The 13,073-nt window shown below is 57.5% G+C and carries 13 protein-coding genes; 4 read left to right on the forward strand and 9 right to left on the reverse strand.

What is annotated here, in order from left to right; genetic code table 11:
- The first annotated feature begins 16 nt into the window (after window positions 1–16).
- The gene (gene metR, locus KK102_RS18250) at window positions 17–970 is read left to right on the forward strand and encodes an HTH-type transcriptional regulator MetR (RefSeq protein ID WP_126546341.1); all 954 of its coding nucleotides are present in this window, start codon (window positions 17–19) and stop codon (window positions 968–970) included.
- Here metR and KK102_RS18255 read toward each other — a convergent pair.
- The 3 genes from KK102_RS18255 to pldB all read right to left on the reverse strand — a co-directional run bounded on the left by KK102_RS18255 (window position 858) and on the right by pldB (window position 3,658).
- Complete coding sequence (locus tag KK102_RS18255; protein ID WP_126546342.1) at window positions 858–1,757, reverse strand: carboxylate/amino acid/amine transporter; 900 nt, start codon at window positions 1,755–1,757, stop codon at window positions 858–860. The two genes, metR and KK102_RS18255, sit on opposite strands and share 113 nt — an antisense overlap.
- A gap of 82 nt (window positions 1,758–1,839) precedes the next feature.
- On the reverse strand, window positions 1,840–2,640 hold the full coding sequence (gene yigL, locus KK102_RS18260; protein ID WP_126546343.1) for a sugar/pyridoxal phosphate phosphatase YigL: 801 nt from the start codon (window positions 2,638–2,640) through the stop codon (window positions 1,840–1,842).
- 25 nt (window positions 2,641–2,665) lie between these two features.
- The gene (pldB, locus tag KK102_RS18265; RefSeq protein WP_126546344.1) at window positions 2,666–3,658 is read right to left on the reverse strand and encodes a lysophospholipase L2; all 993 of its coding nucleotides are present in this window, start codon (window positions 3,656–3,658) and stop codon (window positions 2,666–2,668) included.
- A 110-nt stretch (window positions 3,659–3,768) separates the two neighbouring features.
- Here pldB and rhtB point away from each other — a divergent pair, with 110 nt between their 5' ends.
- Window positions 3,769–4,389, forward strand: a complete 621-nt coding sequence (rhtB, locus tag KK102_RS18270; protein ID WP_042716819.1) for a homoserine/homoserine lactone efflux protein — start codon at window positions 3,769–3,771, stop codon at window positions 4,387–4,389.
- Here the strand turns inward: rhtB and rhtC are convergent.
- The 3 genes from rhtC to pldA all read right to left on the reverse strand — a co-directional run bounded on the left by rhtC (window position 4,386) and on the right by pldA (window position 7,857).
- Complete coding sequence (rhtC, locus tag KK102_RS18275; protein ID WP_010426287.1) at window positions 4,386–5,006, reverse strand: threonine export protein RhtC; 621 nt, start codon at window positions 5,004–5,006, stop codon at window positions 4,386–4,388. The genes rhtB and rhtC overlap by 4 nt on opposite strands.
- A 61-nt stretch (window positions 5,007–5,067) precedes the next feature.
- Complete coding sequence (gene recQ / locus KK102_RS18280; protein WP_216358168.1) at window positions 5,068–6,897, reverse strand: ATP-dependent DNA helicase RecQ; 1,830 nt, start codon at window positions 6,895–6,897, stop codon at window positions 5,068–5,070.
- A gap of 90 nt (window positions 6,898–6,987) precedes the next feature.
- On the reverse strand, window positions 6,988–7,857 hold the full coding sequence (pldA, locus tag KK102_RS18285) for a phospholipase A (RefSeq protein WP_126546345.1): 870 nt from the start codon (window positions 7,855–7,857) through the stop codon (window positions 6,988–6,990).
- A gap of 159 nt (window positions 7,858–8,016) precedes the next feature.
- Between pldA and yigI the strand changes: the two genes are divergently transcribed.
- Window positions 8,017–8,484, forward strand: coding sequence for an acyl-CoA thioesterase YigI (gene yigI / locus KK102_RS18290; RefSeq protein ID WP_010426301.1), 468 nt, complete (start codon window positions 8,017–8,019; stop codon window positions 8,482–8,484).
- 51 nt (window positions 8,485–8,535) lie between these two features.
- On the forward strand, window positions 8,536–9,432 hold the full coding sequence (gene rarD, locus KK102_RS18295; protein WP_126546346.1) for an EamA family transporter RarD: 897 nt from the start codon (window positions 8,536–8,538) through the stop codon (window positions 9,430–9,432).
- An 83-nt stretch (window positions 9,433–9,515) separates the two neighbouring features.
- On the opposite strand, the gene corA is transcribed toward rarD, so the two are convergent.
- The 3 genes from corA to uvrD form a co-directional block, all read right to left on the reverse strand.
- Window positions 9,516–10,466: a magnesium/cobalt transporter CorA gene (gene corA / locus KK102_RS18300; protein WP_126546347.1), complete on the reverse strand. Its 951-nt coding sequence runs from the start codon at window positions 10,464–10,466 to the stop codon at window positions 9,516–9,518.
- A gap of 150 nt (window positions 10,467–10,616) precedes the next feature.
- The gene (gene ysgD / locus KK102_RS18305) at window positions 10,617–10,673 is read right to left on the reverse strand and encodes a YsgD/CorL family protein (protein ID WP_212743980.1); all 57 of its coding nucleotides are present in this window, start codon (window positions 10,671–10,673) and stop codon (window positions 10,617–10,619) included.
- Window positions 10,674–10,822: 149 nt separating this feature from the next.
- Entirely contained in the window at window positions 10,823–12,985 is a 2,163-nt protein-coding gene (gene uvrD, locus KK102_RS18310) for a DNA helicase II (protein ID WP_216358169.1), read from the reverse strand.
- Window positions 12,986–13,073 lie beyond the last annotated feature (88 nt).

A 13,073-nucleotide genomic window follows, 5' to 3' on the forward strand; every position in this document is an offset into this window, starting at 1 on the left:
GAAGTGAAGGACTTTCATGATCGAGATTAAACACCTGAAAACGCTACAAGCGTTGCGGAACTGCGGTTCTCTTGCGGCAGCGGCGGCCACGCTGCACCAGACCCAGTCTGCCCTTTCTCACCAGTTCAGCGATCTGGAACAACGCCTCGGCTTTCGTCTTTTTGTGCGTAAGAGCCAGCCTTTGCGCTTTACGCCGCAGGGTGAAATTTTGCTGCAGCTGGCAAACCAGGTCCTGCCGCAGATCGCCAGCGCGCTGCAGGCGTGTAACGAACCGCAGCAAACCAAACTGCGTATTGCCATTGAGTGCCACAGCTGTATTCAGTGGCTGACCCCCGCGCTTGAGAACTTCCGCCAGAAGTGGCCGCAGGTGGAGATGGACTTTACATCCGGCGTGACATTTGACCCGCAGCCCTCGCTGCAGCAGGGCGAGCTGGATCTGGTGATGACCTCTGACATTCTGCCGCGCAGCGGCCTGCACTATTCGCCGATGTTTGATTATGAAGTGCGCCTGGTGCTGGCCCCGGACCATCCGCTTGCCAGTAAAACGCGCATCACGCCGGAAGATCTGGCGACGGAAACGCTGCTGATTTATCCCGTGCAGCGCAGTCGACTGGATATCTGGCGTCACTTCCTGCAGCCCGCAGGCATTAGCCCACAGTTGAAAAGCGTGGATAACACCCTGCTGTTAATTCAGATGGTGGCGGCCAGAATGGGCATCGCGGCATTGCCGCACTGGGTGGTGGAGAGTTTTGAACGCCAGGGCCTGGTGGTGACCAAAACCCTGGGTGAAGGACTGTGGAGTCGACTGTACGCCGCCGTGCGCGATGGCGAGCAGCGTCAGCCGATTACGGAAGCGTTTATTCGCTCAGCGCGGAACCACGCGTGCGACCATCTTCCCTTTGTGCGGAGCGCGGAGCGACCCAATGGCGATGTACCCACAGCGAAGCCAGGATCACCGCTCCCCCAATAAGGAAACTCGGCCAGTGCGGCTGTTGCTGCCAGATGGCGAGATTGACCAGCAGCCCTGCCGGGACATGTACGTTATTCATGATCCCTAGCGTACCGGCGTCTACCTGCGTAGCGCCGTAGTTCCACATGAAGTATCCCAGCCCGGAAGCCACCACGCCCAGCCAGACCAGAACGCCCCACTGCAGGGTGGTGGTCGGCAGTTTTTGCGGGTTGCCGAGCATAAACCACGCCGCCACCGCGACAATCGCGGCCCCCATATAGAACCAGGCAAACGCGTTGTGCTGCGGCATCGGACGGGTTTCCATCAGGCGTTTGTAGCCCACCATGCCGATAGCGAAGCTGATATTGGCGAGCTGGACGAACATCAGCCCTGTCCAGAAGTGATCGCTTACCTTGTCATAGCGAATAATCGCCGCCCCAAGCACCGCCAGCGCCGCGCTTAGAAGATATCCCCAGCGCAGGCGGCGCCTGCTGAGCAGGTCGTAGATTAGCGTGATATAGAGCGGCGTGAGCACGGTGAACAGCAGGAATTCCGAGACGGACAGATAAACGTAAGCCCGGAAGCTAAACAGGTACATGATGCCGAGCTGCATCGCGCCCACCAGCATATACAGCAGAATCGTTTTCAGCGATTGTCCGCGCGCGCGCAGAAACGGCAGGAACACCAGCGCCGCCAGCCCCACGCGCATCAGCACCGAGAAGTAGCTGTCGACCGATCCGGCAAGGTATTCGCCAATCAGGCTAAAGGAGAAGGCCCACAGGATAGTGGTGATAATGAGTAGCGCCACAATGCTTGTCTCTCAGAAAGAAGGACAGGCATTGTAGCGAACTCTTTAGTTGACAACTGAGCAATAAATAATCAAATGAAGATTATTCAAGGAACAGTTTGCGCAGATACTTAGGCACAGCGTTATCGCCATTGGTGCCGATCACTTCCAGCTCCGGGTGCAGGTCTTTCAGGCGCTGGTGCGCATTCTCCATGATGCAGCCTTTTCCCGCCATGGAGAGCATCTCGGCGTCGTTCATACCGTCTCCGAACGCGATGCAGTCTTTCAGCTCAAAGCCCAGACGTTTAGCCACCGCTTCCAGCGCGTGACCTTTGGAGACGCCACCGGCCATCACTTCCAGACAGGTCAGCGTGGAGAAGCTTACGTTAACGCGGTCGCCCCAGCGAGCGTTGATCGCCTGCTCCAGCGGTAGCAATGCCTCATGATTTACACAGGTGAAGAACACCTTACTGATCCCTTCCGGCTCCAGCAGGCCAGGCTCGTACAGTGAGTACTGGAATACGGCTTCCTTGAAGAAACGCATCTCTTCCGGGCGGTGGCGGTTCATAAACCACTCGTCATCGCGATAAACGTTAGTGACGATATCCGGGTTATTGTGCACTACGCCGAACAGATCGGCGGCAATATCGCGGTCCAGATTATGGGTAAAAATCAGGTTACCCTCCGTGTCGTGCACGCGCGCACCGTTGGAGGTGATCATGTACGATTTGATTTCCAGATTATCGCGGATCTGCCCCACGTCCACGTGGTGGCGACCGGTGGCAAACACGAAGTTCACGCCACGGGCAGTCAGGAGTTTTAAGGTCTCTTTCGCATAAGGCGAGAGGGTGTGGTCGGGGGAAAGCAGCGTGCCATCTAAGTCAGATGCAACAACCTGGTACATAGGGAAATTTAACCTCTGGTGAATATCAATTATGCCTGTTGAAAAATTCAACAATGGCGTTGAGCGCGACTGAGCGCATAGCGTCCTTTTCAAAAAGGATCTCATGGTACGCGCCGTTGATGACCAGCGGTTTACCCCCTTCACAAGGGTGACCGGCGGCAGCGCGCAGTTCACAATAGCGGTCATGCATGCGGTTATCCACCACACGCTCGTCCTCCGCCTGAATCAGAAGCGTCGGCGTGTCATCATCGCCTACGCCCGCCAGCACCTGCTCACCGGCATGAATACCTTCCCGCACCCAGTGCCAGGTCGGGCCGCCAACGCGCAAGCGCGGTTCATCGGCATAAAAGCGCAGGTTGCGGCGATAGCGCTGTCGACTGTGGGTCAGAACGTTGATGGCGAACGGCAATGCGCGCCAGCGTCCGGTTCCGATGGCATAGCCTTCACGAATGCGCTGATGGCCCTCAGCCCAGTCGAGAAGATGGCGTACCATCCAATCGGGAAAACGAATGACAATACCGTACATCGGTGCGGTGAGCGCAATGGCGTCGCACTGATGCTCATACCGCTGCAAAAACAGCGTCGAAATGGCACCGCCCATGGAGTGCGCAAGGATATACCGCTTGCGCCAGGGACCCGGCTGCACTTCCTGCTGCCAGAACGCTGCAAAATCGTCGACGTAATCGCTGAAGTTATCCACGTGCCCACGGTGCGTATCCGGCAGCATACGACCGGACAACCCCTGTCCACGGTGGTCGATGATCAGCACGTCGAACCCCATATGGACCAGGTCGTAAGCCAGTTCGGCATATTTAACGTAGCTTTCGATGCGTCCGGGGCAGACAACGATCACACGGTCATTTTTTTTATTGCGGAAACGAACGAAGCGCACCGGGATGCCCCCGACGCCCGTAAACTCATCTTCCTCACGCTGCCGCCAGAAATCGGTCAGCGGCCCCATAGAGAAAGCAGCAAAAGCGTTTTCTCGTGTTTCCCAGTCCTTTTTCTGCTGAAACATTGGGTTTCCACTCACGTAATCCAGGGAATATCGTTTTTTTCGTCACTGTTCACAAAATGACGCAATAATAGCGTATTGTGGCATAAAAATAGACGGTTCGGGAGTTTCAAATGACCTTCGAATGGTGGTTCGCCTACCTGCTGACATCCATTATCCTCAGCCTTTCACCGGGCTCGGGTGCCATTAACACCATGACCACCTCCATCAATCACGGCTATCGCGGAGCGGCGGCATCCATCGCGGGTTTGCAGACCGGGCTGGGTATTCATATCGTCCTGGTGGGGGTTGGGCTTGGGACCCTGTTCTCCCGCTCCGTGCTGGCCTTTGAAGTGCTGAAATGGGCCGGAGCGGCGTATCTGATTTGGCTCGGCATCCAGCAGTGGCGCGCCGCAGGCTCCATCAACCTCAATACGCTCGCGCAGACGCAAAACCGCGGCCATCTGTTTAAGCGCGCGGTGTTCGTCAACCTGACCAACCCGAAGAGCATCGTGTTCCTCGCCGCGCTATTCCCACAGTTTATCGTGCCGCACCAGCCGCAGGTGATGCAGTACGTGGTGCTTGGCGCGACCACCATTATTGTCGATATCATCGTGATGATTGGCTATGCGACGCTGGCGCAGCGAATTGCGGCGTGGATCAAAGGGCCTAAGCAGATGAAGGCCCTGAATAAGGTGTTTGGTTCGCTGTTTATGCTGGTTGGCGCGCTGCTTGCGTCAGCGCGTCATGCTTAGCGAGAAATGATGAGATGAATGCCGAAGCCGGCGAACAGCGCGCCGGCGAAGCCATCAATCCACTTCGCGATACGCTGGTAGCCGCGGCGCATCGCCGGTAAGGCAAACAGGCTTGCTACGATGGTAAACCAGGCAAAGGTTTCAACAACGATCAGCAGGAAGATGCCCCAGCGTGCGCCCGCACCGACGCTATCGCCGACAAACAGCGAGAACACCGAGCCGAAATAGATAATCGCTTTTGGGTTTGCCAGATTGGTCAGCAGCCCTTTTACAAAGCTGCGGCCGCCCGTTGCCAGCTCAACCTTCGGCTCTTCCGGCTTTTTCTCTTCTTTCTTCAGCGCCCCGCGCAGCATCTGGTAGCCCATCCAGCACAGGTACAGCCCACCGCCGACCATAATGATGTTATGCAGCCAGGCCATCTTCGCCAGGATCAGGTTCAGACCGAGCAACGCGACTGCCGCCCAGACCATGACGCCCATGGTAATACCGAGCACGCCCATCATCGCCTCTTTGCGGGAGCGGCTGACGGCGGTTTGCGACACGAAGAAAAAGTCAGGTCCCGGGCTCATCAGCGCAACGATGTGCACTAACGCCACGGTAAGAAATAGCATTAACATAATTAGCTCGCGGGGAAATAATTCAGTGAGTCATCATCCTGGCACTTTTTCGCCCGGCTGACTACTCCTCATCGTCACCGTCGGCGTGAGAACGGATGAGCGCCATAAACTCCTTTCCGAAGCGCTCCAGCTTGCGCGTGCCGACGCCGTTGACGCTGAGCATTTCGCTGGCGCTGAGCGGCATCTGCTCGGCCATCTCAATCAGCGTCGCGTCGTTGAACACCACGTAAGGCGGGATGTTCTCTTCGTCGGCGATGGCCTTACGCAGTTTGCGCAGTTTGGCGAACAGCTTGCGGTCATAGTTGCCGCCGTAGGATTTTTGCATCACGCGCGGCTTGAGGGCGATAACGCGCGGAACCGCGAGCTTCAGTTCAACTTCACCGCGCAGGACCGGGCGCGCGGCCTCAGTAAGCTGAAGGGCGGAGTGCTGAGCAATATTTTGCGTGGCAAAGCCGAGGTGGATCAGCTGACGAATAATGCTGACCCAGTGCTCGTGGCTCTGATCTTTACCGATGCCGTAGACGGGCAGCTTATCGTGACCCATATCGCGGATACGCTGGTTATTAGCCCCGCGCAGCACTTCCACCACGTAGCCCATACCAAAGCGTTGATTGACGCGCCCAATGGTTGAGAGCGCCTTACGCGCGTCCATCAGACCATCGTACTGCTTCGGCGGATCAAGGCAGATATCACAGTTGCCGCACGGCTCCTGTCGCCCTTCACCAAAGTAGTTGAGCAGCACCAGACGGCGGCAGGTTTGCGCTTCGGCAAACGCGCCCATCGCGTTGAGCTTGTGGCGCTCGATATCCTGCAGCTGTCCCTGCGGTTTCTCTTCCAGACAGCGGCGCAGCCACGCCATGTCCGCCGGATCGTAAAACAGCATTGCTTCCGCAGGCAGCCCGTCACGCCCGGCGCGACCAGTTTCCTGATAGTAGGATTCGATATTGCGTGGGATGTCGAAGTGCACCACAAAGCGCACGTTGGGCTTGTTGATGCCCATCCCGAACGCCACCGTCGCGACCACGATCTGCAGGTCGTCGCGCTGGAATTTCTCCTGCACGTCGGCGCGGATGTGGTTCTCTAACCCGGCGTGATACGCGGCGGCGCTAAAGCCGCGGTTTTGCAGCCGCGCGGCGGTGTCTTCCACCTTCGCCCGACTGTTGCAGTAGATGATGCCGGACTTGCCGCGCTGCTCCTGGACGTAGCGCAGGAGCTGATCCAGCGGCTTGAATTTTTCCATCAGCATGTAGCGGATGTTGGGGCGGTCGAAGCTGCTGACCTGAATATAAGGGTCGTTCAGCCCGAGCAGACGAACGATGTCCAGACGCGTGGTGTCATCCGCCGTGGCGGTAAGCGCCATAAACGGCAGCTCGGGGAAGCGCTGACGAAGCTGGCCGAGGGCGGCATATTCCGGGCGGAAATCGTGTCCCCACTGGGAGATACAGTGCGCTTCATCGACCGCCAGCAGCACCGGATTCCAGTGCGCGAGATGGTCGAGGAAGTTATCCAGCATCAGGCGTTCCGGCGCGATATACAGCAACCGGATCTGTCCGGTGCGGCAACCCGCCATCACCTCTTGCTGCTGCTCGCGGGTTTGCGTGGAGTTAAGACAGGCGGCCGCCACGCCGTTGGCGAGCAGCTGGTCGACCTGGTCTTTCATCAGGGAAATGAGGGGGGATACCACGACCGTCAGGCCGTTCAGCACCAGCGCAGGCACCTGATAGCAGAGGGATTTCCCGCCGCCGGTCGGCATCACTACCAGACAATCACGACCTTCCAGCACGGTTTCAATGATGGTTTCCTGGCCGGGGCGGAACTGCTGGTAGCCAAAGGTTTCATGCAAAACCTGTTTAGCCAGCGATTCCTGATTCAATACTTCCGCCTGCGCCACGTTAACCCCATATGCCAGAAATGAAACAGGCGCTATTTTCAGCGCCTGAGAAAGAAACTTCAACGTTTAACGCAAAAACATTCGAGCGACCTAGAAAATATCGTTCAGCATCACGCCCACGCCAACGCGGGTCTGGTTGAAGTTGTAATCGATAAGCGACTCGCCGTAACCGCTGTACACCTGAGTATAGATGCGGACATGCTTCGTCATTGGATAGCTTAAGCCCACTTCCGCACCACCGTAGCCGGTGTTCCAGTTGTACTGACCTTTGGCGCTGAGCACGGCATCACCTAGCTGGTAGCCGACCTTGAGCTGGTAGTAGCCCATATATTTGGTGATATCCGGGTTGTCATCGGTTTCGCCCACCACATACCACGGCTTCACTTCCACCATCCAGTTACCGTTCTGCGCCATCAGACGCGTATAAGCGCGGTTCCAGCTGCGGGAGGTTGGGTCGGAGCGACCGTTGGAATCGTGGTTAAAGCCCACTTCGACGTCGCGCAGCGTCCAGCCTGCAAATTCGTAATCCGTTGCGAAGCCGAGGAACAGCTGCGGCTCATAGTTAGTTTCACGGAACGGCGAGGACTCCCCGCTGTTGGAGAGCTGCCACCAGGACTTTTGGGTGTATGACGCACCGAGCACCGAGTTCGGCCCAAGAATGCCTCGCCAGAACGGGAACGCGAGGCTGAGCTGGAACTTCACCTCATCTTTACGCGCATTATCGGACCAGTTATAGGAACTTATCGCCTCTTTGTTGAGATCGCTGGTCTGGGTGTAGATCACGTAGTTGGTGTCATACGGGTACAGCGTGAACGGATTGTCATGCTCCTGAAGCATATTGGCGATGATGCTGCCGCGCACTGCGGGGGCATCGTGCACTTCTTTGACGGTTGCTTCTTGCGCATATGCTGTGAGGGGCAGCGAAACCGCCGCCAGTAACCAACCCAGATACGTCCGCATCGGTGGTGTTCTCCTGAAAGGGTGATATTTAATGAATAGTTTTGTCCGGGCATTCTACAGACTTCTGCAGCAACTTCCGCCTCCTCGTTTCTGAAAGTGGAAATCCTTATTGTTGAGGCATAAAATCAACATTTTGTTAACAACAAGGATGCATCCCTCATGTCAGCCACGCTTACCGCCGAAGAAACATTAAAACTCGTGGGCGAGATTTTTGTGTACCACATGCCGTTTAACCGCGCGCTGGGGCTGGAGCTGGAGCGATACGAGAAAGACTTTGCCCAGCTCAGCTTTAATAATCAGCCAATGATGGTAGGCAACTGGGCGCAAAGTATTTTGCACGGCGGGGTAATTGCCTCCGCGCTGGACGTGGCGGCAGGGCTGGTCTGCGTCGGCAGTACGCTGACGCGCCATGACACCATCAATGAAGAGGAGCTCCGCCAGCGTCTTTCGCGGATGGGCACTATCGATTTACGCGTCGACTATCTGCGCCCTGGACGGGGTAATCGCTTTACCTGTACCAGCAGCCTGCTGCGCGCGGGCAATAAAGTCGCGGTGGCGCGCGTTGAGTTGCATAACGAAGAACAGGTTTATATCGCCAGCGCAACCGCCACTTATATGGTGGGTTAAGGCGATAAAAACGGGTAAAATTAATTCACTCTTTTGTAACGGATTTTCCCGATGGATGCTAAACAGACGCGGCAGGGCGTTTTACTCGCCCTTGCCGCTTATTTTATTTGGGGTATCGCACCGGCGTACTTCAAATTTATCGCCTATGTACCGGCCGACGAGATCCTCACCCACCGCGTCATCTGGTCGTTCTTCTTTATGATTGCGCTGATGAGCGTCAGCCGTCAGTGGTCCGGCGTCAAAACGCTGCTGCAAACCCCTAAAAAGGTCTTCCTGCTGGCGCTTTCTGCGGTTCTGATCGGCGGCAACTGGCTGCTGTTCATTTGGGCGGTAAATAACCATCACATGCTTGAAGCGAGCCTGGGGTACTTTATTAACCCGCTGGTGAACATTGTGCTGGGGATGATTTTCCTCGGCGAACGCTTCCGCCGGATGCAGTGGTTAGCGGTCCTTCTGGCCTTCTGCGGCGTACTGGTGCAGCTGTGGACCTTCGGCTCGCTGCCGATTATTGCCCTCGGTCTGGCGTTCAGCTTTGCCTTCTACGGCCTGGTACGCAAGAAGATTGCGGTAGAAGCGCAGACGGGGATGCTGTTTGAAACCCTGTGGCTGCTGCCGGTGGCGGCGATTTATCTCTTCGGCATCGCCGACAGCCCAACCAGCCACATGGGCAGCAACCCGTGGTCGCTGAACCTGATGCTGATGGCCGCGGGCGTGGTAACCACCATTCCTCTGCTGTGCTTCACCGGCGCGGCGACGCGCCTGCGTCTCTCCACGCTGGGCTTCTTCCAGTACATTGGCCCGACGCTGATGTTCCTGCTGGCAGTGGTGTTTTACGGCGAAGTGCCGGGGGCAGATAAGATGGTGACGTTCGCCTTTATCTGGGTGGCGCTGGCGATTTTCGTTGCGGATGCGATTTATACCCAACGCAGAGTGCGTAAAGGGCTGTAATGTTGCCCTCACCCTAACCCTCTCCCACAGGGAGAGGGAATTCGATCGTAGGGCGGGTAAGCGCAGCGCCACCCGCCAGATTTTTACAGCCAGTTCCGGCGTTTGAAATAGAGATACGGCGCCAGGCCCGCGAGGATCATAAAGATAATCGCCCCCGGGTAGCCAAAGCTCCACCTCAGCTCCGGCATAAACTCGAAGTTCATCCCGTAGCTGGATGCCACCAGCGTCGGCGGCAGGAACACCACGGACACCACCGAGAAGATCTTGATGATGCGGTTCTGCTCGATGTTGATAAAGCCCATCGCCGCCTGCATCAGGAAGTTGACCTTCTGGAACAGGGATTCGTTGTGCGGCAGCAGAGATTCGATATCTCGTAAGATCTCACGCGCCTGTTCCAGCTGACCGCCCGGCAGACGCGCCTTGCGCACCAGGAAGTTCAGCGCGCGCTGGGTATCCATCAGACACAAGCGCACCTTCCAGCCGATATCTTCCAGCTCCGCCAGCGTGGAGAGCGCTTCGTCGTACTCATCGCCCTGATGGCCTTCCATGATCACCCGGCTCAGCTTTTCGAGGTCGCTGTAGATGTTCTCAATTTCATCCGCCAGCTGTTCAATTTTGGTCTCGAACAGATCGAGCAGCAGCTCGTACGCGTTGCCGTCTACCATCGCCTGGCTGCGGGCGCGCATGCGGTAGAGACGAAACGCAGGCAGTTCGCGCTCGCGCAAGGTAAACAGACGACCATCGCGAATGGTAAACGCCACGGTGGAGTTACCCGCGTGGTCATCAGCGTCTTCAAAGAAGAAGAAGGAGTGGATGTGCAGACCGTCTTCATCTTCAAAAAAACGTGCGGATGCTTCGATGTCTTCCAGTTCAGGACGCGTTGCCAGGCTTTGCCCCAGCTCAGATTGTACGCGAAGGCGCTCATCGTCGTCCGGCTCGACCAGATCCACCCATACGGCATCAACGAGGGGCTGTGACTCTTCGGCTTCAAGCCGAGTCAGTCGGTTATTTTCGAGTTGAAATGCGCTCAACATGACCGGGACTCCCAATGCAAAAAATATCGGACAGTTCGGTGGGCACACAGAAACAAATTGGGTTTCAGACCATTAAACAGCCTGACTCAGCGCGACGGGAATAGAGCAGTCGCTGACAACCACTAAGGCCATCAGCAAGGGGAGATAGCCTTAGGAGTTGTTCCTGGATGACAGGGAATTGAGCCAGTATCTACTGGGTGTGTCCAAGGCGAATGTCCTCTTAGCGTAATCGTGCGCGCATGTTACGCCAGCAGTAACTGTGGCGTCAACACGCAACGGAACGCTGAAGGGCATTAATTGACCTTCACGGTATAAGGCTAGCAGATTATTACAAAATAATGATATTTTTCTGAAGGTTAGACTGTTTCCAGCTTCGCATAGGCCGCCACCAGCCATTTGATCCCCTGCCCCTGGAACGCCACCTGCAGGCGACTGTGCTCGCCGCTGCCTTCCAGATTCACAATGGTACCTTCGCCAAACTTCGAATGGCGCACGCGCTGGCCCAGCTTGTAGCCGGTGTCGGTTTCCGCAATCGGCGAGCCCATGCGCTGATGGCTGACCGGACGGCTGATGCTTGCCCGCAGACGCACCTCTTCCACGCACTCTTCCGGCAGCTCGCCGATGAAGCGCGACGGACGGTGATAAACCTCTTTGCCGTACAGACGGCGGGTTTCGGCGTAGGTCAGCGTCAGCTTTTGCATCGCGCGCGTCACGCCCACGTAGGCCAGACGACGCTCCTCTTCCAGACGTCCGCCTTCATCCAGCGACATCTGGCTCGGGAACATCCCCTCTTCCATGCCAACAATGAACACCTGCGGGAACTCCAGACCTTTGGCGGAGTGCAGGGTCATGAGCTGAACCGCGTCCTGCCAGGTGTCCGCCTGCCCTTCGCCCGCTTCCAGCGCGGCGTGGGACAGAAACGCCTGCAGCGGCATCAGGTCTTCGTCTTCTTCGTTGTAGCTGAACTGGCGCGTTGCCGTGACCAGTTCCTCTAAGTTCTCAATGCGGGTCTGGCCCTTCTCGCCTTTCTCCTGCTCGTACATGGTGCGCAGGCCGGAGTCTTTAATCACCCGGTCGGTCTGCACGTGCAGCGGCATATCGGCCGTTTCCTGTGCCAGCGCGTCAATCAGTTCGAGGAAGCGCTGTAACGCGCTGGCGGCACGTCCGGCGAGGGCTTTTTCCTGCAGCAGCTCGCGGCACGCCTGCCACAGCGTCAGCTGGCGGTCGCGCGAGGCCTGACGCACCACGTCCAGCGTGCGGTCACCGATGCCGCGCGTCGGCGTGTTCACCACGCGCTCAAACGCCGCATCGTCGTTGCGGTTGGCGATCAGGCGCAGATACGAGAGCGCATCTTTGATCTCCTGGCGTTCGAAGAAGCGCATGCCGCCGTAAATGCGGTACGGCATGCTCACCTGCAGCAGCGCCTCTTCCAGCACGCGCGACTGGGCGTTGCTGCGGTAGAGAATAGCGCACTGCTCCAGCGCGCCGCCGTTGTCCTGCCAGGTTTTGATGCGGTTCACCACGAAGCGGGCTTCGTCGAGCTCGTTGAAGGCGCAGTAAATCGAAATCGGTTCGCCGTCGACGCCGTCGGTCCACAGTTTTTTACCCAAACGCCCGTTGTTGTTTTCGATCAGGGCGTTAGCCGCGCTGAGGATGTTGTTCGTCGAGCGATAGTTCTGCTCCAGACGGATGGTTTCCGCGCCGGGGAAATCGTTGAGGAAGCGCTGGATGTTCTCCACCTGCGCCCCGCGCCAGCCGTAGATCGACTGGTCGTCATCGCCTACGATCATTACCTTGCCGGTATCGCCGGCAAGCAGGCGGATCCACGCGTACTGGATGTTGTTGGTATCCTGGAATTCGTCCACCAGGATATTGGTGAAGCGTTCACGGTAGTGCTGCAGGATGTGCGGCTTGTTGAGCCACAGCTCGTGGGCGCGCAGCAGCAGCTCGGCGAAATCCACCAGACCGGCGCGATCGCACGCTTCCTGATAGGCCTTGTAGAAGTTCTGCCAGGTCTGCTCGACCGGGTTGCCAAAGCTCTGAATGTGATGCGGGCGCAGCCCTTCGTCTTTCTGGCCGTTGATGTACCACATCGCCTGACGCGGCGGCCACTGCTTCTCGTCGAGGTTCATCGCCTTGATCAGGCGCTTCAGCAGACGGAGCTGGTCTTCGCTGTCGAGGATCTGGAAATCCTGCGGCAGGTTGGCGTCCATGTGGTGCGCGCGCAGCAGGCGGTGCGCCAGGCCGTGGAAGGTGCCAACCCACATGCCGCCCTGGCTGGTGCCCATCAGCTGCGCGATGCGGTGGCGCATCTCCGCCGCCGCCTTGTTGGTAAACGTGACCGCCATGATGGAGTACGGCGAGCAGTTCTCCACGCTCTGCAGCCATGCGATACGGTGAACCAGCACGCGCGTCTTACCACTGCCCGCCCCAGCCAGCACCAGCATGTTGGTGCGCGAGGCGGCTACGGCTTCACGCTGTTTGTCATTAAGGCTGTCGAGCAGGTAAGAAACGTCCATTGGCACCGTCACATAGTATTCAGGAACACAGCAAAACGCCCGGTGGCGCTTCGCTTACCGGGCCTACAACTGCAAAACCCTGGTAATT

This window comes from Enterobacter quasimori, from assembly GCF_018597345.1.
Classification (GTDB): domain Bacteria; phylum Pseudomonadota; class Gammaproteobacteria; order Enterobacterales; family Enterobacteriaceae; genus Enterobacter; species Enterobacter mori.